At 70.9% G+C, this 21985-nt stretch carries 18 protein-coding genes; 9 read left to right on the forward strand and 9 right to left on the reverse strand.

All coding sequences use genetic code 11. The features are described 5' to 3' along the window. The 3 genes from sucB to lipB form a co-directional block, all read left to right on the forward strand. The coding region (gene sucB, locus ABD143_RS14825; RefSeq protein ID WP_343977462.1) for a 2-oxoglutarate dehydrogenase, E2 component, dihydrolipoamide succinyltransferase at nucleotides 1-805 on the forward strand (805 nt) is incomplete at its 5' end. Between the two features lie 78 nt (nucleotides 806-883). Then, the gene (locus tag ABD143_RS14830; RefSeq protein ID WP_343977466.1) at nucleotides 884-1774 is read left to right on the forward strand and encodes a TIGR01777 family oxidoreductase; all 891 of its coding nucleotides are present in this window, start codon (nucleotides 884-886) and stop codon (nucleotides 1772-1774) included. A 23-nt stretch (nucleotides 1775-1797) separates the two neighbouring features. Continuing rightward, nucleotides 1798-2538 carry a lipoyl(octanoyl) transferase LipB gene (lipB, locus tag ABD143_RS14835; RefSeq protein WP_343977469.1) on the forward strand — a complete coding sequence of 247 codons (741 nt, stop codon included), beginning with the start codon at nucleotides 1798-1800 and terminating at the stop codon, nucleotides 2536-2538. A gap of 15 nt (nucleotides 2539-2553) precedes the next feature. Here the strand turns inward: lipB and ABD143_RS14840 are convergent, their stop codons facing one another. Beyond that, entirely contained in the window at nucleotides 2554-2763 is a 210-nt protein-coding gene (locus ABD143_RS14840; protein ID WP_343977472.1) for a hypothetical protein, read from the reverse strand. 79 nt (nucleotides 2764-2842) lie between these two features. Between ABD143_RS14840 and ABD143_RS14845 the strand changes: the two genes are divergently transcribed. Further along, nucleotides 2843-4048 (forward strand): serine hydrolase, encoded by a 1206-nt coding sequence (locus ABD143_RS14845; RefSeq protein ID WP_343977475.1) that lies wholly within the window; start codon nucleotides 2843-2845, stop codon nucleotides 4046-4048. Between the two features lie 23 nt (nucleotides 4049-4071). Beyond that, nucleotides 4072-4557, forward strand: coding sequence for an ArsR/SmtB family transcription factor (locus tag ABD143_RS14850; protein ID WP_343977478.1), 486 nt, complete (start codon nucleotides 4072-4074; stop codon nucleotides 4555-4557). Between the two features lie 87 nt (nucleotides 4558-4644). Here the strand turns inward: ABD143_RS14850 and ABD143_RS14855 are convergent, their stop codons facing one another. Next, nucleotides 4645-5580, reverse strand: coding sequence for an LLM class F420-dependent oxidoreductase (locus ABD143_RS14855; RefSeq protein WP_343977481.1), 936 nt, complete (start codon nucleotides 5578-5580; stop codon nucleotides 4645-4647). A 125-nt stretch (nucleotides 5581-5705) separates the two neighbouring features. On the opposite strand from ABD143_RS14855, the gene lipA reads away from it, so the two are divergent. Further along, nucleotides 5706-6707 (forward strand): lipoyl synthase, encoded by a 1002-nt coding sequence (gene lipA / locus ABD143_RS14860; protein WP_343977484.1) that lies wholly within the window; start codon nucleotides 5706-5708, stop codon nucleotides 6705-6707. Nucleotides 6708-6733: 26 nt separating this feature from the next. Then, nucleotides 6734-7480, forward strand: a complete 747-nt coding sequence (locus tag ABD143_RS14865) for a DUF4191 domain-containing protein (RefSeq protein ID WP_343977487.1) — start codon at nucleotides 6734-6736, stop codon at nucleotides 7478-7480. 44 nt (nucleotides 7481-7524) lie between these two features. Here ABD143_RS14865 and ABD143_RS14870 read toward each other — a convergent pair whose 3' ends face one another. The 3 genes from ABD143_RS14870 to ABD143_RS14880 are packed head-to-tail and all read right to left on the reverse strand — an operon-like array spanning nucleotide 7525 to nucleotide 9398. Further along, nucleotides 7525-8292: a MerR family transcriptional regulator gene (locus tag ABD143_RS14870; RefSeq protein ID WP_343977490.1), complete on the reverse strand. Its 768-nt coding sequence runs from the start codon at nucleotides 8290-8292 to the stop codon at nucleotides 7525-7527. Nucleotides 8293-8350: 58 nt separating this feature from the next. Continuing rightward, nucleotides 8351-8890 carry a GyrI-like domain-containing protein gene (locus tag ABD143_RS14875; protein ID WP_343977493.1) on the reverse strand — a complete coding sequence of 180 codons (540 nt, stop codon included), beginning with the start codon at nucleotides 8888-8890 and terminating at the stop codon, nucleotides 8351-8353. 34 nt (nucleotides 8891-8924) lie between these two features. Then, entirely contained in the window at nucleotides 8925-9398 is a 474-nt protein-coding gene (locus tag ABD143_RS14880; RefSeq protein ID WP_343977495.1) for an RDD family protein, read from the reverse strand. Between the two features lie 206 nt (nucleotides 9399-9604). Here ABD143_RS14880 and glnA point away from each other — a divergent pair, with 206 nt between their 5' ends. Beyond that, nucleotides 9605-11029 carry a type I glutamate--ammonia ligase gene (gene glnA, locus ABD143_RS14885; RefSeq protein ID WP_343977498.1) on the forward strand — a complete coding sequence of 475 codons (1425 nt, stop codon included), beginning with the start codon at nucleotides 9605-9607 and terminating at the stop codon, nucleotides 11027-11029. Nucleotides 11030-11573: 544 nt separating this feature from the next. Next, on the forward strand, nucleotides 11574-16955 hold the full coding sequence (locus ABD143_RS14890) for an AAA family ATPase (RefSeq protein ID WP_343977501.1): 5382 nt from the start codon (nucleotides 11574-11576) through the stop codon (nucleotides 16953-16955). A gap of 123 nt (nucleotides 16956-17078) precedes the next feature. Here the strand turns inward: ABD143_RS14890 and ABD143_RS14895 are convergent, their stop codons facing one another. From ABD143_RS14895 to ABD143_RS14910, 4 genes are all read right to left on the reverse strand, one after another. Beyond that, a complete protein-coding gene (locus tag ABD143_RS14895) occupies nucleotides 17079-17843 on the reverse strand; it encodes a fumarylacetoacetate hydrolase family protein (RefSeq protein ID WP_343977504.1) in 765 nt (254 codons plus the stop codon). Nucleotides 17844-17977: 134 nt separating this feature from the next. Next, nucleotides 17978-19084: a dipeptidase gene (locus ABD143_RS14900; protein WP_343977507.1), complete on the reverse strand. Its 1107-nt coding sequence runs from the start codon at nucleotides 19082-19084 to the stop codon at nucleotides 17978-17980. Beyond that, entirely contained in the window at nucleotides 19084-20211 is a 1128-nt protein-coding gene (locus tag ABD143_RS14905) for an ABC transporter ATP-binding protein (RefSeq protein ID WP_343977509.1), read from the reverse strand. The genes ABD143_RS14900 and ABD143_RS14905 overlap by 1 nt, the downstream gene beginning before the upstream one ends. 23 nt (nucleotides 20212-20234) lie before the next feature. Next, nucleotides 20235-21950, reverse strand: coding sequence for an ABC transporter permease (locus ABD143_RS14910; protein WP_343977512.1), 1716 nt, complete (start codon nucleotides 21948-21950; stop codon nucleotides 20235-20237). Between the last annotated feature and the right edge of the window lie 35 nt (nucleotides 21951-21985).

The following is a 21985-nucleotide window of genomic DNA, read 5'->3' on the forward strand; positions in this document are numbered from 1 at the left end:
CGCCGCGCCCGCCCCCGCGGCGAGCGCCCCGTCGCCCGCCGCCGCGCCGCGGCAGGTGCCGCGGCCCGCTGCGGGTGCCCCCGAGCCGGGCACCACCGTGAAGATGCCGCGGCTGCGGCAGCTCATCGCGCAGCGGATGACGGAGTCGCTGCGGGTCTCGGCGCAGCTCACCACCGTGCAGGAGGTCGACGTCACGCGGATCGCCGCGCTGCGGGCCCGCGCCAAGGCCGAGTTCGAGCGGCGCGAGGGCGTCAAGCTCACCTTCCTGCCGTTCTTCGCGAAGGCCACGGTAGAGGCGCTGAAGGCGTTCCCTCAGGTCAACGCCTCGATCAACGAGGAGACGAAGGAGGTGACCTACCACGGGGCCGTGCACCTGGCCGTCGCGGTGGACACCCCGCGCGGCCTGCTCGTGCCGGTGATCAAGAACGCTGAGGATCTGAACATCGCCGGGCTCGCCCGGCGCATCGCCGACGTGGCCCAGCGCACCCGGGACAACAAGATCGGTCCCGACGAGCTGTCCGGCGGCACGTTCACGATCACCAACATCGGCAGCGCCGGTGCGCTCTTCGACACACCGATCATCAACCAGCCGCAGGTCGCGATCCTCGGCACGGGCAAGATCACGAAGCAGCCCACGGTCGTCACCGGCCCGGACGGCGACGACTCCATCGCCATCCGGTCGGTCTGCTACCTGCCGCTGACCTACGACCACCGCATCGTCGACGGCGCCGACGCCGGCCGGTTCGTCAGCGCGATCAAGGCGCGTCTCGAGGAAGGTGCCTTCGAGGCCGACCTGGGTCTCTGACCGCTCGTTCCACGCGGCCCGCCCGATTCGGCACCTGCCCGAGTCGCGCGGGCCGTCGTGTTCCGGGAGGATCATCGGGTGCGCGTCCTCGTCGCCGGATCGTCCGGCATGATCGGAACGGCGCTCGTCGCCCACCTGCGGCACGCGGGCAACGAGGTGCTGCGGCTCGTCCGACGGGCGCCTGCAGCCCCGGACGAGCGGGGCTGGGACCCACCCGCCGGCCGGATCGACGCCGGCACCTTCGACGGGGTCGACGCTGTGATCAATCTCAACGGCGCGGGCATCGGTGACCGGCCGTGGAGCGGAGCGCGGAAGCAACTGCTGCGCGACAGCCGCAACGTCCCCACCGAGGTGCTCGCCACGGCCGTCGCCGAGCACGGGGTCGGCACCATGCTCAGCGCGTCGGGCATCAACTACTACGGCGACACCGGCTCCCAGGTCGTCGACGAGTCGGCGCCGGCGGGCGCGGGGTTCCTCGCCGAGGTCTGCCGCGACTGGGAGGCCGCCACGGCTCCGGCGGCGGCCGCGGGTGCCCGAGTCGTGCTGATGCGGTCGTCGCTGGTGCTATCCCCCGCAGGCGGCCTGCTCGGCCGCCTGCGCCCGCTCTTCCGACTCATGCTCGGTGGGCGTCTCGGCACGGGGAGGCAGGCGTTCCCGTGGATCTCCCTGGACGACGAGGTGGGCGCGATGCGGTTCCTGCTGGAACGCCAAGAGGTGTCCGGACCGGTCAACTTCGCAGGTCCGGAGCCCGCCACCAACGCCGATTTCACCGCCGCGCTCGCCGAGGTGCTGGGCCGCCCGGCCCCGTTCGTCGTGCCGGGCTTCGTCCTGACCGCCGCGCTCGGGCAGATGGCAGAGGAACTCGTGCTCACGGGGCCGCTCGCGGTGCCCGCGGTGCTGCAGAAGCACGGCTACCAGTTCCGGCACCAGAGCATCCGGGAAGCGCTCCAGGCCGCGGTCGAACGCTGAGCGCAGGGCGTAGCGTGCAGACCATGGGGAACCAGGCCTGCCGCCGCAGCACCGAACCGCTCCGGATCGACAGCCTCGGGCTCGTGGACTACGTCACGGCGTGGGACCTCCAGCGCGCCAACGCCGACGCCCGCCGCGACGGCACCGGGCCGGACGTGCTGATGCTTCTCGAACACCCCCCGGTCTTCACGGCGGGCAAGCGCACCCAGCCGGAGGACCGCCCCACCGACGGCACCCCGGTCGTCGACGTGGACCGCGGCGGCCGGATCACCTGGCACGGGCCCGGTCAGCTCGTCGGCTACCCGATCGTCGGGCTGGCCGAGCCGCTCGACGTCGTCGACTTCGTGCGGCGGCTGGAGGAGGCGCTCATCCGCGTCGCGCACGACCTCGGCGTCACCGCCGCCGGCCGCATCGAGGGCCGCAGCGGCGTGTGGCTCCCGGCCGACGACCGCCGCCCGGAGCGCAAGATCGGCGCGATCGGCATCCGCGTACAGGGCGGAGTGACGCTGCACGGCTTCGCCCTGAACTGTGACAACGACCTCGACGCCTACAACCGGATCGTCCCCTGCGGGATCGCCGACGCCGGCGTCAGCACGCTGAGCGCCGAGCTCGGCCGTCCGGTGCCGGTGGCCGAGGTGCTCGACGCGACGGCCGGCGCCGTCACCGCGGCGCTGGCAGGCCACCTTCCCGTCACCGAGCACGTGGTGCCGCGGGCCGCCGCGCCGGCCGGGCTCGACCTGCAGCTGCACCCCGCGCTGCACTGAGCCGGTAGCGAGGGCTCACTCACGCCCTTGTGTTCCTCCGCGCCCGCGCCGCCGTGACACGACCGCGCGCGAGCTCGACATGGCGATGCCGAGCACCAGGCCGATGGGTATGCCCATTGCCAAGTTGTCCATCACGAGCCCGATCGGCAGCCCCAGCACAGTCCCGATGACGACACCCGTCATCAGGCTGGGCTTGTGCGTGCGCTCGCTGTCCTCGTCCGCCATCCCCGGCTCCTCTCGCTGCAACGTTTCCTGCGCTGCTATCGTACTCCGTAATTCCGCTATTACGGAGGATTGGAGGACCGTGAGCCGTCGCCGACTCCTCGGCGCCACCGCCCTGCTCGCGCTCGGCACGGCGTGCGCCCCGGCGCTACCACCACCCACGTCCCCGCCACCCACGTCCCCGCCACCGGCGCCGCCCCGGCCGATCGACGGCGCCGACGCCCTGGTCGACTGGATCGCCGCGCATCCCGAGGCCGCCTCCGTGCTGGTGGACGACGGGCGCGGCCGGCTCATCACGCACCTGGCCGACCGGTCCCGGCCGCTGGCGTCGGCGGGCAAGGTCGTGCACCTCACCGCTTACGCACAGGCGGTGGTGGCCGGGCGGCTCAACCCGGACACCCGGGTGCCCGTGGCCGAGTGGGAGCGCTGGTACGTGCCGGGCACCGACGGCTTCGCGCACCGGCAGGCGCTGCAGGCGCTGGGCGTCGGCGCGGACGATGCCGTGCGCTGGGACGACCTGGCCGCGGTGATGATCGCGGTGAGCGACAGCGCGGCACCCGACCTGCTCCGCGAGACCCTCGGCGATAATGCCCTCGTCGCGGCCGCGGCGGCGGGCGGCTGGACCGCCCCGGACCTGCCGAGCTTCGGCGGGGAGGGCCTGCTCGCCCCCGGTGTCTTCACCACCGACCCGCCGCCGGATCCGGCGAACCGGCGGGCCGCGACGGTCGCGTCGCTGCGCCGCTTCGCGGGCGATCCCGGCTGGCGGGCCGCCGTGGCGCAGCAGGCCGCAGCCTTCGAGGCCGCAGCGCAGGGCGCCGCGACCCAAGACCCGGCGACCCAAGACCCGGCGACCCAAGACCCGGCGACCCAAGACCCGGCGACCCAGCACCCGGCGGTGGACCGACTCATCGAGTGGAGCGACGGAGGGCCCGCAGGCACGGTCACGCAGCTCGCCGGCATGCACCGCGCGGCGGCGACGGACGGGTTCGGGCCGGAGACATCCGCGATCGTGCGCGCGCACCTGGAGCGCCCGCTCGCGGACCGGCTCCCGCCGGGCGTGCTGGGCGCAGGACAGAAGGGCGGGAGCCTGCCGGGGATCCTCACCAACGCGGTGACGCTCCGCCGCGCCGACGGCACCCTCGGCGTGGCCGTGGTCGCGCTGTCAGGGATGCCGATGCCCGCCTACCTCGAGGCGCTCACCTCCGGTGCGCCGGTGCTGCTGACCCAGCAGGCGCTGCTCGACGACGACCTGCTGGGACGTCTGGGCGCGGCCGTCGGAGTCCGGTGACCGGCAGCGGGCATGCTGACCGGGTGGACGTGGACGACGACCTCCCGCAGCGGCTCGCAGACCTGGAACAACGGGTGGCGGCGCTCGAGGCACGCGGGGACGCCGCCCCGACAGCGGAGGAGCAGGCACCGAGCGGGGCAGGTGTCGTCCGCTACTCGGGAGAGGTGCACCTCCACGGAGACATCACGTGGGAGATCGCGCTCGACGCCCGCGCGGTGCTCGACCTCGACGACGATCTGCGCGTCGCGGTGCTCGCGGCGCTCGGGCACCCGGCGCGCGCCCGGATCGTCCGGAGCCTGCTCACCGACGGCCCGCTCGGCACGGCGGCGCTCCAGGAGGCCGCCGGTCTCGCGTCGACCGGGCAGCTCTACCACCACCTGCGGTCACTCACCCACTGCGGCCTCGTCGAACAGGACGGACGGGGCTCCTACCGGGTGGCGACCCGGGCGGTGGTGCCGGCGCTGGTGCTACTGACAGCGGCAGCGGACATAGCGGGCCAATTCCGGTAAGACCCCGCCCGCGCACGAACGCCTGGAAAGCCACATCAGGGCAGTAGCCGACTGCAATGTGGCTTCCCAGGCATTCGGGGTGAGCGCTCAGTCGAGCTGCGGGGCCACCTCGGCGGCGATGAGCTCGACCTGGTCGAGATCTGCCATGTCGAGCAGCTGCAGGTAGGCGCGCGTGATCCCGGTCTTCTCGCGCCACTCCCCCAGCTTGTCGACCACCTGGGCCGGCGTGCCGAAGAGCGGGTTCTGGCGCATCTCCGCCACGTCCCTGCCGATCGTGACGGCGCGGCGCTCGGCCTCGGCGTCGTCGCGGCCGACGGCGATCGTGTGCGCGACCGAGCGCACGATCCCCTCCGGGTCGCGCCCGATCGCCCTGCAGGCGGCGTCGACGCGCTCGAACTGCGCCGCCACCGCATCGATCGGCGAGAACGCGACGTTGAACTCGGTGGCGTAGCGGGCCGCCAGCTCGGGCGTGCGCTTCTTGCCGTTGCCGCCGATGATCACCGGCGGGTGCGGCTGCTGCACAGGCTTGGGCAGCGCGGGCGAGTCCGTCAGGGTGTAGTGCTCGCCGCTGAAGGAGTAGCGCTCACCCGGCAGCGTGCGCCACAGCCCGGTGACGATCTCCAGCTGCTCGGCGAGCCGGTCGAACCGCTCGCGCACCGGATGGAACGGGATGCCGTAGGCGGCGTGCTCGGCGTCGAACCACCCGGCGCCCAGGCCCAGCTCGACGCGCCCGCCCGACATCTGGTCGACCTGGGCCACGCTGATCGCGAGCGGCCCCGGCAGCCGGAACGTCGCCGAGTTCACCAGAGTGCCGAGCCGGATCGTCGAGGTCTCCCTGGCGAGCGCCGCCAGGGTCAGCCACGCGTCCGTCGGCCCTGGCTCGCCCGACACCTCGCCCATCGAGAGGTAGTGGTCGGACCGGAAGAAGGCGTCGTAGCCCGCTGCCTCGGCGGTACGGGCGACGGCCAGCTGGTCGTCGTAGGTGGCCCCCTGCTGGGGCTCGGTAAAGATGCGCAGATCCACGGGGAAAACGCTAATCCCCTTCGCGCCCGGCCGTGGGAGTAGGAGGGCGACCGGTGGGAGGGATGTGAAGAGGGTCCCCTTCGTCCACGGAGGTGGCGATCGCGCCGCGGCGTAGTCTGACCTCCGTGACGATCGCACCCGAGGGTCGCAAGCTGCTCCGGCTGGAGGTTCGCAACAGCGAGACCCCCATCGAGCGCAAACCGCCGTGGATCCGCACGAAGGCCCGCACGGGCCCGCAGTACACCGAGCTCAAGTCGCTCGTGCGAAGCGGCGGCCTGCACACGGTGTGCGAGGAGGCGGGCTGCCCCAACATCTACGAGTGCTGGGAAGACCGCGAGGCCACCTTCCTCATCGGCGGCGAGCAGTGCACGCGGCGGTGCGACTTCTGCCAGATCGACACCGGCAAGCCCGCCGACCTGGACCGGGACGAGCCGCGGCGCGTCGCCGAGTCGGTGCGGACGATGGGCCTGCGCTACTCGACCGTCACGGGCGTGGCCCGCGACGACCTCCCGGACGGCGGAGCGTGGCTCTACGCCGAGACGGTCCGTCAGATCCACGCGCTCAACCCTGGCACCGGCGTCGAGCTGCTGATCCCCGACTTCAACTCGCGCGACGACCAGCTCGGCGAGGTGTTCGGCTCCCGGCCCGAGGTGCTGGCACACAACCTGGAGACGGTCCCGCGGATCTTCAAGCGGATCCGGCCGGCGTTCCGCTACGACCGCTCGCTCGAGGTGATCGCCAAGGCCCGCGCCGCCGGACTCGTCACGAAGTCGAACCTCATCCTCGGCATGGGCGAGACGCCGGAGGAGGTCGTCTCCGCACTCCGTGACCTGCACGAGGCCGGCTGCGAGATCATCACGATCACCCAGTACCTGCGCCCCTCGGCCCGCCACCATCCCGTGGAGCGGTGGGTCAAGCCCGAGGAGTTCGTGGAGCACGCGAAAGCCGCGGAGGCGATGGGCTTCGCCGGTGTCATGGCTGGCCCGCTCGTGCGCTCCAGCTACCGCGCGGGCCGGCTGTACGCCCAGACTGTCGCCCACCGCGGCGAGGAGCTCTCTCCCGAGCTCGCGCACCTTGCGGCGGAGGGCGCCGCAGCTCAGGAAGCGCGATCCCTGCTGGCCCGGTAGCCGCGCGTTGCCCGTATCCTGGTCATATGGCCGGTGGGAAGCCCGACAAGGCAGCGACGCAGGAAGCCAAGCGCGCGAAGCGCGCTGAGTCGAGGGCTCGCCGCAAGCAGAACTTCAAGCAGATCTTCGAGGCGTTCAAGATGCAGCGCCGCGACGACAAGGCGCTCGTCCCGCTGATGGTCGGCGCCTTCCTGGTGTCGGTCGGCGTCGTCTTCGGCGTTGGCTGGATCTTCGGGATGCAATGGTTCGCGCTGCCGCTCGGCATCGCGGTAGGCGCCCTCGCCGCCGTCACGATCTTCGGTCGGCGCGTGCAGAGCAGCGTCTACTCGAAGGCCGACGGGCAGGCGGGGGCCGCGGGCTGGGCTCTGGACAACATGCGCGGCCAGTGGCGCGTCACGCCCGGCGTCGCCGGCACCACCCACCTCGACGCCGTGCACCGCGTGATCGGCCGGCCGGGCATCATCCTCGTCGCCGAGGGCGCCCCGCACCGCGTCAAGAACCTGCTCGCGCAGGAGAAGAAGCGCACCGCGCGGGTCGCCGGGTCGATGCCGATCTACGACATCGTCGTCGGCAACGACGAGGGCCAGGTGCCGCTCAAGAAGCTGCAGCGCCACCTCATGAAGCTGCCCCGCAACATCGACAAGAACCAGATGGAGTCGATGGAGGCCCGGCTCGCCGCGCTCGGCACCCGCGCCGCGGCGCTGCCGAAGGGCCCGATTCCCGGCGGGGCGCGGATGCGCGGCAGCATGCAGCGCATGGCCCGGCGCCGCTGAACCCCAGCCGCTGAATACCGGCCGCTGAACCCGGCCGGGGCACCTCAGCTCTGGAGCGCCACGGCCAGCCGCGTCACCAACTCGTCCGGCGCCGCCGTGCCCGGGTCGGTCAGGTAGGTCTCGGTCACGGGCCCGATCACTGCGCGGCCGAGCATGCGCACGTGCTCCAGGAGCGCCGTGTAGGCCAACGGCAGCTCCGCGTACGGGCCGACGTGCAACGTGGTCGCCCACGCGCCGCCCGGCAGCACCGTGCCTCCCGACGCCGCGGGCACGCCCACCGTCACGGAGAACTCGTCCACCAGGTCCAGCGGGAAGACCGCCACGAGCGGCTCCCGCCCCTTGACGGCGCCTGATTCGAGGGCGGCCCGGCAGAGCGCGCCAGTGTCCTCGTCCAGCGCGTCGGCCCGGACGCGGCCGGACACCCCGTCCAGGCGCACGGGCGGCCGCTCCGCCACCGCGACGTCGTACTGCACCCGCTCCGGCGCGAGCAGGAGCGCGTCGAGCGAGCGCAGCACCTGCTCACGCCGGGCCAGCTCGGCGGCCAGGCGCTCCCGCTGACGAGCGAGCGCGGCGGCCACGGCGGCGCCGTCGGTGGCCTCCAGCACCTCGCGCACGACGGGGAGCGGCACGTCGAGGCCGCGCAGCAGCGCGATCGTCGTTGCCGTGCGGACCTGCTCGGCCCGGTAGAACCGGTACCCGGAGTGCGCGTCCACCGATGCCGGGACGAGCAGTCCCTCGGCGTCGTAGTGGCGCACGGCCTTCACCGTGAGCCGCGCCAGGCGGGCGAACTCGCCGATCGGCATCAGCGTCATATGCCCATCCCATCAACGCGGGCCCATCAATGCAGCCCCGCCGGCCAATGCAGCCCCGTCAGCGCACCGGCACCTGCAGCCACGTCCGCAGCTCGGCCGGCGGGGTGGTGGACGGGTCGGTCACGTAGACCTCGGTGTGCGGACCGGCGGCGGTGCGGCCGGCGCTCGCGACGTAGGTGTACAGCGCGTCGAGCGACGGCTGCTCGTCGGCGTAGGGGCCGTGGTGGACGAGCCGCGCCACCTGCTCCTCCGGCTGCCGGACCAGCCGGATGCGGGGGTCGATCCCGGCGGCGGCGACGGTCTCGGCGGTGGCGCCCGCAGGCGCGGGCACGAGGAGCTGCCACCGCCAGCCGTCCGGGTCGTGCAGGTCGAAGCGAAGCGGGTCGCCGTCCTGGTTGTAGGTGCCCTCGAGCGGGACGTCGGCGGCCGCACCGAGCACGCCGCGCAGCGCGAACAGCGCTCCGATGGCAGAGGTGAAGGCGGGAGACTCGGGTGCGCCGGTGCCGTCGACGGCGAGGACGTCGCGTGCGGGCACGGTGACGAGCCGGGGTTCGGTGCACCGGCTGCCGGTGGTTCGGGCGTGGGTGTCTGCGTTCATGCCGGCGACGCTCCGGTCTCCCCCACGGGGAGGGTCAAGCCCGGGTGCGCACGACCACGGTGCGGGCGGCGCGGTCGTGCCAGCCGCGGCCGTCCTCGTCGCGGAAGATCGGCGGGAGCACCAACGCGATCAGCGCGGTGCGCAGCAGCGCCCGCGGCACACCCACCACCGCCGACGAGTCGATCGACGCCACCCGGATGCCCAGCGCCGTCATGCCGGCGGTGGCGCCGAACACCGCGACCGGCACCGCAGTGAGGAGGAACCAGACACCGAGCACGTTCCAGCCGAAGCTCGGGTTGCTCAGCGCATCCGGCCCGGTGAGCAACGCCGCGATCCCGTACGCGAGCAGCCAGTCGACGAGCAGCGCGGCCGCACGGCTACCGAATCGGGCCACCGAGCTGACGCCCTGCGCGGGCAGCCCGAGCCGTTGCCCCGGATGTCCGCCCGTGCTGCCATCGGCCGTCCCACCAGCGGCTCCGGGTATGAAGGACTCGATCCACCGGGCCATGCGCACCAGCGTATGCGACGGAGGATGGAAGCCGCCGGAGCCGGCCCGGGGGTCGGGTGAAAAGCTGTGACGAGGGACAGCCCCGCGCGCGGGTCCGTTAACCTCTGCGAAACGGCCGAGTGACCAACGGGCAACATCGCGGCCATAGCGTCGCGGCCGACGTAAGCAGTCCTACCGGCCAATGTGTCGTTCGAAGGAGTCAGTGGGTGTTCAGCAACTCCGAAGAGGTCTTGAGCTACATCTCGGACGAGAAGGTCGAGTACGTCGACATCAGGTTCTGCGACCTCCCCGGCGTGATGCAGCACCTCACCGTCCCTGCGTCCACCTTCACGCAGGACCTGATCGACGACGGCATCGCCTTCGACGGTTCGTCCGTCCGCGGTTTCCAGGCGATCAACGAGTCCGACATGGCGCTCTTCCCCGACGCCGCCACGGCCCGGCTCGACCCGTTCCGGAAGCACAAGACCCTCAACATCAACTTCTTCGTGCACGACCCGATCACCGGCGAGCCCTACAGCCGCGACCCCCGCAACGTCGCGCGCAAGGCGGAGGAATACCTGCGGGCCACGGGCGTGGCCGACACCGCCTTCTTCGGCGCCGAGGCCGAGTTCTACATCTTCGACTCGGTGCGCTTCGGGTCCGACCCGCACCAGCAGTACCACCACATCGACTCCGTCGAGGGTTGGTGGAACACCGGCCGCGAGGAGGCCGGGGGCAACCAGGGCTACAAGGTCGCCTACAAGGGTGGCTACTTCCCGGTGCCGCCGGTGGACCACTACGCCGACCTGCGCGACGACATCGTCGCCAACATGATCTCGAGCGGCTTCGAGGTGGAGCGGGGCCACCACGAGGTGGGCACCGCCGGCCAGGCCGAGATCAACTACAGGTTCAACACGCTGCTGCATGCCGCCGACGACGTGATGCTGTTCAAGTACCTCGTCAAGAACACCGCGTGGCACGCCGGCAAGACCGCCACCTTCATGCCCAAGCCGCTCTTCGGTGACAACGGCTCGGGCATGCACGCCCACCAGTCGCTGTGGAAGGACGGCCAGCCGCTGTTCCACGACGAGTCCGGCTACGGCGGCCTGTCCGACACCGCCCGCTACTACATCGGCGGCCTCCTGCACCACGCCCCGAGCCTGCTGGCGTTCACCAACCCCACGGTGAACTCCTACCACCGGCTCGTGCCGGGCTTCGAGGCGCCGGTCAACCTGGTCTACTCGGCCCGCAACCGCTCCGCCTGCATCCGCATCCCGCTCACCGGCAACAACCCCAAGGCCAAGCGCCTGGAGTTCCGCTGTCCCGACTCCTCCGGCAACCCGTACCTGGCCTTCTCGGCGATGATGATGGCCGGCATGGACGGCATCAAGAACAAGATCGAGCCAGCCGCGCCGATCGACAAGGACCTCTACGAGCTCCCGCCCGAGGAGGCCAAGGACATCGCGCAGGTGCCGGGCAGCCTGGCCGAGGTGATCGACCGGCTCGAGGCCGACCACGAGTACCTGCTCGAGGGCGGCGTCTTCACACCCGACCTGATCGAGACCTGGATCTCCTACAAGCGGGACAACGAGATCGACCCGCTGCGGCTGCGCCCGCACCCCTACGAGTTCGCCCTGTACTACGACGTCTGATCCGGAGGTCGCACTGACCTGCTAGTCGGCCCCGGAAACGGCGGTTGACCTGCGAGAACGTCTCTCGACGTTTCGCAGCGTCAACCGCCGTTTTTTGTGCTCGTGTGCACCAGATGTGCACCAGGAAGATCAACAGTGGTCCACAATGGACGGCCGAGCGGCACTGTTCCGCCGCTGCGCACCGTCCCCTCACTCGCCGGCGAGACAACGTCACCGCCGTCCGCGGGAATCGCCGACCCTCGAGTACACCGACGCATCGCGTCGAACGAAAGCCACGGCTTGGTCGACTGATTCCCCGGGCGATCTGTTCTCTGCGCGCCGTGGCCCAGGCCACCCGGGCTCGCCCCCAGTGCCGGGTACGGCTAGCGGGGTCGCGCCGCGTCGCGGTCTCATGAATAGTCGTTTTCGCCCTCAGGCGGGTGTAGGCACGGTATGAGCTGTTGCGACCGGTGCGTGGAGGTGTCGGATGGCGGCAGACGGCGTGCTGCCGGGACGAGATCCCCCCATTCGGGCCGAACTACTGCACGAGAGCGAACGCACGCGTGTGACCCGGCTGTTCTTGCCTGGGTGCACAGTCATCCACAAGGAGCCGCTGGGGCCGGACGCGGAACGCCGGCTGCGGCACGAGCTGGCGATGCTGGAGCGACTGCTCGGTGTCGTGGGGGTCGGGCAGCTGGTGGAGGCGCCGCGGTACTCGGGGTCGATCCTGCTGGCCGACGTCCGTGGCACCAGCCTGGCCGAGCTGGCCAAGCCGCTGGCGGTTGATGACCTGATCGGGCTCGGGTTGGAGCTGGCCCGGGCGGTGGCGGGGATGCACCGCCGAGGGGTGATGCACCGGGACATCACCCCGGCGAACATCGTGATCTCCCGCGACGGCGCCCCGTGCCTGGTGGACTTCGCGTTGGCGACCTCGTTCGCCGAGATCCGCCCCGAGTTCACCCACCACACCGAGATCGTAGGGACGCTCGCGTACCTCGCCCCCGAGCAGACCGGACGCACCGGCCGGTCGGTGGATCAGCGAGCCGACCTCTACGCGCTGGGCGCGACGCTGTACGAGCTGGCCACGGGCGGGCCGCCGTTCGGTTCCGGCGACCCGCTGCGGCTCACCCATGATCATTTGGCGCGAGTGCCGGTGCCGCCGGCGCAGGTGAACCCGGCAGTGCCGGCGCCGCTGTCCGAGATCATCATGCATCTGCTGGAGAAGGAACCGGACAACCGGTACCAGACGGCCGAGGGCGTGATCTACGACCTGGAGCGGTTGCGGGACGCCCAGACACGTCCGGCAGCGGCTGCGCTGCGGGTCGGCGAGCGCGATGTGCCGCTGCGGTTGCTGCCGCCGTCGCGGCTGGTGGGCCGCGACGACGAGGTGGCGACGCTGGAGGCGGCGCTGGCGAGCCGGTGTCGTGGGGTGCTGGTCGGCGGGGCGCCGGGGGTGGGCAAGACGGCGTTGGTCGATGAGCTGCGGCCGGTGGTCACGAGCGGGGATGGCTGGTTCGTGGCCGGCAAGTTCGATCAGTACCGGCGGGATCTGGAGTTCGACGCGGTCTATCAGGCGTTTCGCGCGTTGGGTCGGCTGTTGCTGGCCGAGCGGGAGGAGGAGCTGGCGCATGTCCGCGGGCGGATACTGCGGGCGGTCGGGCCGAACGCGGGTCTGCTGACTGCGGTGCTGCCGGAGTTCGCGGCGCTGCTGGCGGTGCCGCCGGATGCGGGAGATCCGTTGACCGCGCAGGTGCGGTTGCAGCGAGCGGGTGTGGCGGGGCTGCGGGCAGTCGCCTCGCGGAAACGGCCGGTGGTGGTGTTCCTCGATGACCTGCAGTGGGCGGGGCGCACACCACTCGGCTTTATCGACCTGGTGCTGGGTGAGGAGCCGGTCGAGGGCCTGCTGCTGGTGGGTGCCTATCGCGAAGGCGACGTGGACGCGGCCCATCCGCTGGCGGCGCCGCTGTCGCGGTGGCGGGACCAGGCCGGCGTGCGGCACCTGCGGCTGGCCAACCTGCCGGTACCCAGCCTGGTCACGATGGTTGCGGAGATGCTGCACGCGGACCCGGCCGCGGCGGCGGGCCTGGTCGAGGTGATCAACCCGCCTACGTCCGGTAACCCGTACGAGACCGTGGAGTTGGTCAAGGCGCTGCGACGCGCCGGCGTGTTGGCGGCGACGGCGGCCGGGTGGCGGTGGGACGCGGCGGCGGTGCGCGCTCACCTGGGCCGGTCCGAGGTGGCCGGGCTGTTGGCGGCGCGGGTTGAGGCGATGCCGGCGCAGTCGCGGCAGCTGGTGGAGGCGATGGCGTGTCTGGGTGGGCGCGCCGAGCTGAGCGTGCTGCAGGCCGCCACCGGCGAGCCGGCGGGCGTGGTGGAGCAACGGCTGGCACCCGCCCTCGACGAGGGCCTTCTGGTGGCGGCACCTGGGGCGCATGAGGCGGTGCGGTTTCGCCACGACCGCAACCGCGAGGTGATCCTGCGCGGGCTGGACCCGCCGCGGCGAGGCGCGCTGCGGCTGGCGATGGCGCGGCGGCTGGCCGGGGTGCCGGAGTTGTTCGCGGTCGCGGCGGAGCAGTACCTGCCGGTGGTCGACGCGGTCGACGACCCCGCCGAGCGACGCCAGGTGGGGGCGCTGCTGCGGCGCGCCGCCGACCAGGCCAGTTTGATCGGGGACTACGTGCTGGTGAACGCGCTGCTGACCGGCGCGCTGCGGCTGATCGACCCGGGCGAGACCGCCACGCTGATCGAGGTGCACACCGGCCGCCACGCCGCCCTGTGCTGCATCGGGCGCCTGGACGAGGCGGACGAGGAGTACCGCACGATCGCCCGGCTGTGCACCACCGCCTTGCAGCGTGCGGACGCGACGGTGGTGCAGGTGAAGAGCCTTACCCACCGGAACCGTTCCGCGGAGGCGATCGGCCTTGGCCTGGAGTCGCTGCGCGAGCTGGGCATCGCCGTCCCGGCGGCGGACCGGCTCCCCGCCGAGCTCGACCGCCAGTTCGACGATCTGTACCGGTGGCTGGACCACACCCAAGCAGCCGACGATCTGGCTCGGCCGGAGATCACCGACCCGACGCTGCTCGCCGCGACCCGTCTGCTCAACGCGATCATGCCGGCGGTCTACTTTGTCCCCGACCACGCCACGTACGGCTGGCTGAGCCTGGAGGCGCTGCGGATCTGGGGCGAGCACGGCCCGGGCCGTACCCTGGTCGGCCCCGCCAGCCAAACTCCCTTCGCCGCTATAGCGCTGCGCGAGGACTACGCCGCCGGGTACCGGGCGGTGCGGCGGATCCTCCCGCTGAGCGAGGCCCGCGGCTACGAGCCCGACACCTCACAGGCACGCTTCCTGTCCGCTCTTCTGAGCTGCTGGTTCGAGCCGATCGAAAACGGTGTCCGAGAAGCTCAGCGGGCCCGGGAGGGGCTGATCGCGGGGGGTGACCTGGCCAACGCCGGATACGCGTACGAGCCGGCGGTGTATCACCTGGTGGACTGCGCGCCATCGCTGGCCAGCTTCGTCGCCGAAGTGGAGGCGGCGCTGGCGTTCGTGCGCCGTACCGGCAGCGAGCAGACTGCCCAGTGGTTCGACCCCTATTGGTGGCTGGCCGGTGTGCTGCGCGGCGACAGCTCCGCCGCGGCCGGTGAGGCGGTCCCCCTCGACCGGTACGCCGACAACCGGATGGCGCTTTTCTTCGCGCATCTCACCCGCGCGATCGCCGCCGCCATCTTCGGTGATCCGGACGAACTGGCGCGGCACACCGCGGCGGCGATGCCGCTGCTACCGGCTGCCCCGGGCCTCTACCCGACCGCCGTGGCCCGCCTGCTGCGCGGGCTGGCCATGGCCGGGCAGGCCCGCGCCGGCCACGGTGACCAGCGCGGCGAGCTTTTGTCCGAGCTGGACGAGGTGACGCGGTGGTTGGCCGCCCGCGCCGCGGACGCGCCGGACAACTTCCGGCACCTGCTGCGGTTGCTCGAGGCCGAGCGGGCCTGGACGGTCGGCGACTTCCGCGCCGCCGCTCTCGCCTTCGACACCGCGCGGCGCGAGGCCGCCCAGCGGCAAAGGCCCTGGCATCGGGCCCTGATCACCGAACGCGCGGCCCGCTTCTTTCTGGCTCACGGCCTCGAGCAAGTCGGCTACGACCTGCTCGCCCAGGCCCGCCAGGACTACGCCGCCTGGGGCGCGACCGCGAAAGTCGCCCAACTGGACTGGGCTTACCCGACCCTGCGACCACACGGCGACCCGACCGCCGTACACAGCCCCGATCAGTCCGGCGGTGTTCCCCATCGACGCTCCACCGTCCCGGCCGGAACGATCGACCTGCTCGGCATCCTGTCCGCGTCCCAGGCGCTCAGCTCGCAGACCAGCATCGAACGGCTGCACTCCCGCGTCGCTCAGGTGCTCAGCGCGATGACCGGCGCCACCGGCGTCCACCTGTTGCTGTGGAGCGACGACCGGCAAGACTGGCTGCTACCCGCACCAGACAGCAGCGGCGCCGTCGCGGTCAGCGGCACCGGCCACAAACACGCGGTGCCGATGTCCGTGCTGCGATACGCCCAACGGATGGGCGAGCCGCTGGTCGTGGGCGACGCCACCCGCGACGACCGCTTCGCCCGCGACCCGTACTTCACCGATGTCGACTGCTGCTCGCTGCTGGCCCTACCCATCCTCAACCGGGGCACGCTGCGGGCGGTGCTGCTGCTCGAGAATCGCCTCATCCGCGGCGCGTTCACCACCGAACGGCTCGACGGTGTCAAGCTCATCGCCGGTCAACTCGCCGTCTCCCTCGACAACGCCCAGCTCTACGCCGAATTTCGCCGGATCGCCGACGAGCAGGCGGCTTTGCGACGGGTGGCGACGCTGGTCGCCCGCGGGGTGCGGCCGGATCTCGTGTTCGCCGCGGTGGCCGAGGAAGTCGGCGCGCTCTTCGGCGCCGACGCCGCGGCGATCGTGCGGTTCGAGCCGGACGGCGAGACGACGGCGATGGGAGGCTACGGGTTCGAGCACCGCGAACCGGGTTCGCGCGGCACGCCCGACCCCCACTTGGCCATGGCGTCGGTCCAGGCGACCGGCCGCGCGGCTCGCCGCGACCTGGACGCCCCGACGTCGGCGAGCCTGCACGAGGCCACCCCCGAGGCAGTCCGCTCCGCGGTCGCTAGCCCGATCGCGGTCGAGGGTCGGCTCTGGGGCGCAATGGTCGTCGGGTCGCGGCGCGACCGGCTCCCCCCGGACACCGAGCAGCGGCTGGCCGAGTTCACGGAGCTCGTCGCGACCGCCATCGCCAACACCGAAAGTCGGGCCGAGCTCACCACGTCGCGCGCGCGGATCGTCGCCGCCGCCGACCAGACGCGCCGGCGGACCGAGCGGGACCTGCACGACGGCGCCCAGCAGCGGCTGGTCTCGCTGGCGCTGCAGCTCCGCGCGGCGCGGGCGGCGGTGCCGCCCGAGCTCGACGCGCTCGCCGCCAAGCTCGACGAGCTCGCCGCCGAGGCGACCGGCGCGCTGGACGAGCTGCGCGAGATCGCCCGCGGCATCCACCCCGCGATCCTGGCCGAGGGCGGCCTCCGCCCCGCCCTCAGGACGCTCGCCCGCCGTTCGCCAATCCCGGTCGACCTCGACATGCGCGCGGAGGGGCGGCTGAACGAGCATGTCGAGGTCAGCGCGTACTACGTCGTCGCCGAGGCGCTGACCAACGCGGCCAAGCACGCGCGCGCCTCGGCCGTCACGGTCACCGTCGAAGCCGACGCCGCAGACGCCGCCCTGCACGTCGTGGTCCGCGACAACGGCGACGGCGGCGCCGACTTCACCCGCGGCACCGGCCTGGTCGGCCTCAAGGACCGCGTTGAGGCGCTCGGCGGCCGAATCCTGCTCGACAGCCCGCGCGGGGCGGGGACCAGCCTGCGCGTGGATCTCCCGCTCACCGCCACGAACGGCGGCGTCACCTCCCGCTAGCCCGAGGCCCGAGACTGCCAAGCCCGGACCCGGGCTAGACGCCCGCCGTGACGACACGGGCGGCCGCGTCTTGGGTTCGCCCAGTGCACCAAACGCGTCGTTCGGTGCACTGAGCGAAGCGTGCTACGGCTCGGCCACGACGGAGTTGGAAAGCGCGCCAAGGCCCTCGACCTCCACCGTGACGGTGTTGCCCGGCTGGACCTGCCGGACCCCTTCCGGCGTTCCGGACAGCACGATGTCGCCCGGCTCCAAGGTCGTGAACCGGGTGATGTAGCCGATGAGGAACGGGATCGAGAAGATCAGGTCCTTCGTGTTGCCGTTCTGGCGGCGCTCGCCGTCGACGGTGCAGGTGACCGTGACGCTGGTGGGATCGAACTCGGTCTCGACCCAGGGCCCGACCGGGCAGAACGTGTCGAAGCCCTTGCCGCGCGTCCACTGGCCGTCGGACTTCTGGATGTCGCGAGCGGTGAAGTCGTTGCCACAGGTGTAGCCGCCGATGTAGTCCCACGCGTCGGCCTCCGCGACATTCCGCGCCTGCCGGCCGATGACCAGCACCAGCTCGGCTTCGGGGTCGAGGCGGCCGGCGATCCTGGGGTAAACGACCTCGGCATGCGGACCGACGATCGATGCCGGTGGCTTGAGGAACAGCAGCGGCTCGTCGGGAACCTTGTTGCCGAACTCCTCGGCGTGCGACCGGTAGTTGCGTCCGACACACATCACGGTACGGGGTGCGATCGGGGCAAGGAGCGTCACGTCGTCCAGGGGGCCGACTGCCTGCCCGGTGTCCCGCAGATCAACGAACGGGGCACCTTCGGCCGACCGCACGATGCCGTCCTCGAGAATTCCCCAGGAGGGCGAGCCATTTGCCTGGTAGCGAACAATCTTCAAGAGAGGTTTCCTTCCCCCGTGCCGTGTTGCGCCTGCTGGTATTACATCTGGTACGGACCAGACCTAGTGCACCACTAGGCGGTCTCCTCGACGCCGGGCTGAAGATGCTCTGCGACTTCGGATCGGGACACGACTTACCTCCCGGCTGTATCGGCAACGAGAAATGTATCTGATATTAAATTGGCCCCCTCGCGGCTCTCGTTTTCGCCGCCGATGACTTCCCGGAGAACGCGCACGAAGTTCCCGCCGAGCAGCTTGCCGATTTCGACCTCGGCGAAACCGCGCCGCATCAACGCGGTGGTCAGCACGCGCAGCTCGTCGATCTCCGAGAACCCGTCGAGCTGCTCCTTGTCACGCGGGAACCGCTGCTCGCGCGCAGGGCGCGGACCGTCGCTGGTCGGGAAGTCGGCGCCGATGCCGACGTGGTCGATCCCGGCCACCTCGACCATGTGCGCGATGTGGTCGACCAGCCGGTCGACGACGGCGTTGTCCGGATCGACGTAGGCGGGCAGGCAGTGCGCGCCGATCACACCCCGGGCCCCGGCTATCGCCCGAAGCTGCCCGTCACTGACGTTGCGAGGGTGATCAAGCACCGCCCGCGCGTTGGCGTGCGTCACCACGAGGGGCGCCCGGGCGACCTCCAGCGCGTGCCAGAAGCCCGCCTCGGCGATGTGAGAGAGGTCGACGAGCATCCCGAGCCGGTTCATCTCCTCGACCACCTCGACGCCGAACCTGCTCAGCCCTCCCCCGGACCGACGTTCGTGCACGCCGTCGCCCAGCTCGTTGCGGACGTTCCAGGTGAGCTGGGCCGAGCGCACCCCGAGGCGGTACAGGGAGCGCAGCGATGACAGGTCCCCTTCCAGCGGGCGCCCGCCCTCCAGGTGCAGGACGAACCGGACGGTGCCGTCCGGCGCTGTGGCCAGGTCCGCAGCGTCGCGCACTATGCCGGCATCGGTACTCGGATCGTCCAGCATCCGCACTAGGGCGTCGATGTTCTGCAGGGTCGCGAACAGCGGCCGGTCGGTCCCGTTGGAGTGGGCAATCGTGTCGCCGCCGATGGCGTAGAACGAAATGTCCACTCCGCCCCGGCGCAGCCTCGGGACCAGCCGGTCTCGTACCGGATTCTCCTCCCCCTGATTGAGCCGGTAGATCTGCTCGTAGCAGTCGCGGTGTCCCTCCACAATGGGCGTCTCCCGGTGGATCCGGTCGACCGTCGCCGCGATGTCGGCGTTCTGCCCCATCACACGAGCTCCTTCGCCGGCGCCGACTCGGATGTCGTGCTTGCCGGGAACACGCTGGCCCGTCGTGGGTCGATGTCGAAGCAAACCCGGTCACCACGATCGAGATCGACGTGGTTGTCGGTCTGCACCCGAAGCTCTACCTCGCCGATGCGGAGCACGCAGTAGCACAGGTGTCCCAACATCATCACCCGGCTGACCTCGGCGAAGGGATCCTCATCGACCGCCGACGCCGGACGGATAGTGATGCTTTCCGGCCGCACCGCGACAGTGACCTGCTCGCCCGCCGCCGGCTCGAATCCGTCCGCCGCGGGCACCCCGAGCCGGGCGCCGAAGTCCAGTTCGACCTCCGCGGTCGCAGTGGGCCTGTCGTAGGACTCGACCCTGGCCGGAATCAGGTTGATCAGGCCCATGAAGTCCGCCACCGCGACACTGGCCGGCCGGAAGTAGACCTGCCGGGGCGGCGCGTACTGCTCGAGCACACCTGCCCGCAGCACCGCGATCCGGTCGGACATGCTCATCGCCTCGGTCTGGTCATGGGTGACGTAGACGAACGTGATGTTCGTGCGGCGCTGGATCTCCTGAAGCTCGTCGCGCATCTTGTCTCGCAGCTTCGCGTCCAAATTAGACAGCGGCTCGTCCAGGAGCAGGATCGACGGCTCGGTGACCAACGAGCGGGCCAGCGCCACCCGCTGCTGCTGGCCACCGCTGAGCTGACCGGGGAAGCGGTCTCCGTAGCCGGCCAGGCCCACCGTGTCGAGGATCGCCGCGACCCTGTCTCGCATATCCTCGCGCCTGAGCTTAGGCCGCTGCATGCGCAACCCGTATACCACGTTCTGGAAGACGGACTTGTGCGGCCAGAGCGCGTAGTTCTGGAACACCATCCCCATACCGCGGTTCTCCGGCGAAACCACGTGGTCCGGAGAGGACAGCACCGCGCCGTCGACAGTGATGGTGCCCTCGTCCGGGGTGATGAACCCGGCGATCATGCGCAGTGTCGTCGTCTTGCCGCAGCCGCTCGGCCCGAGCAGGGTGACAAACTGACCGTCCGCTATCGACAGTCCGAGCGCGTCCACGACGCGGAGGTCGCCATAGTTCTTCGACAACCCCTTGATTTCGATGGTGCCCAATTTGTTTCCTCCAGGTGGGCAGGCTAGAACCGGGTGACCGACGCTCGGGTCAGCCGGCGGGTCAGCCCGAGGATGAGTGCCGTAGCGATCAGAACGAGCATTGAAAGCGCGGCCACCTCCTCGAAGTGGCCCTCCTCCGACCGTTGATAGATGGCCACGGCGATGGTCTCCGTGCCCACTGTGAACAGCATGATGGCGACGGCAAGCTCGCCGATGGCCTGCACGAAGATGAGCGACCAGCCGGCGACGAGACCGCCCTTCATCAGCGGCAGCGTGATCTCGGCCATGCTGCGCAGCCACGATCCGCCGCTGATCCGACCGGCTTCCTCGAGAGACGGGTCGATCTGGCGCAACGCGCTGTCGGCCGACCGGACCCCGAGCGGGATGTACCGGGTCAGATAGGCGATCAGCAGAATCGCAAGCGTGCCGTATACGGCCACCGGCAGACGGATCCACGCCAGCACGAGGCCGACCGCGAGCACGATTCCCGGCAGCCCGAGTGGAATCGTGGCCAGATAGTCGAGGACCTTAGCGCCCCGCGGTTTCAGCCGGAAATTGATATAGGCGATGAGCGCGCCGAGCAGAACACCGAGCGTCGCCGCCGAGCCGGCCACGATCAGCGAGTTGATGGCCGCGCGCCGGGTCAGCGAAGACTCAAACAACACGGCGAAGTAGTTGTCAAAGGTGAAGTTGTCGAGCGTGAGTCCGGAGCCCTGGGCGGTCATCAGCGAAGTCAGGAGAAGCACGCCGACCGGAAAGTAGACGGCGAGCGCGAAGAACGCATGGCAGCCGATCACCGCGGGCCACTTGAGCCGGCCGAGGTCGTGGGTCTCATGGACGCCCGCCTTGCCGCCCGTGGTGATGTAGGAGCGGCGGGCCAGTACCCACCGCTGCAAGTAGAGGCAGCCAACGGTGAGCAGCACCAGCATCATCGACAGCGCAGTGGCCGCGCCGTAGTCCGGCGGGAACGCGAACAGCGAGTAGATCCGGGTCGGCAGCGTGTAGATCTGCACCGGCAGCCCGAGAATCGCATGTGAGCCGAACAGCGCGAGGCTCTGCACGAATACCAGCAGCGCCGATGCCAGCAGCGCAGGCGTAACTAGCGGCAGCGTGATTCCCATGAGAATCTTCCAGCGGGACGCGCCGAGAATGCGGGCGGACTGCTCCACCCCGGAGTCCACCGAGTCGAGCGCGGCCGAGGTCAGCATCACCACGTAGGCCATGACACCGAACGAGGTGACCATGGTGATGCCGGGCAGGCTGTAGATGTTGAACGGCCCCTTCTCGGCGCCGGTCACGCTCACCACCAGGCGGTTGAGCCACCCGTTGTTCGGCGCCATGAGCATGACGTAGGCGAGCGCGCTGAGGAAGCCGGGGATCATGAACGACACCGACGTCAGCATGCGCAGCAGGCCTTTGCCGGGAATATTGGTCCGGCTGATCAGCCAGGCGATCGGCACCCCGGTCACCAGGCTGATCACGCACGCGCCGGTCGCGATCAGCAGGGTGTTGATCAGCGCGTCGTACAGCCCCGGATCGGACACCACCCGTAGGTAGTTCGAGAACGTAAATTTGTCGGTGCCACCTAGACTGCCGAGCACCAGCCAGAACAGCGGGTACACGACGAGCACCACCAGCGCCGCCGCGGCGGCACCGAGGACGAGCTTGGCGCTCACCGAGCCGCGCCTGTGGCGCGCGCGCCGCTCCGCGGGCGGTTTCGATGTCTGATCGTCAATCATTACCGCGTTCATCGCATCACCCAATGTGTTGTGCT

Origin of the sequence: Pseudonocardia aurantiaca, assembly GCF_039526725.1 — a bacterium.
Classification (GTDB): Bacteria; Actinomycetota; Actinomycetes; order Mycobacteriales; family Pseudonocardiaceae; genus Pseudonocardia; species Pseudonocardia aurantiaca.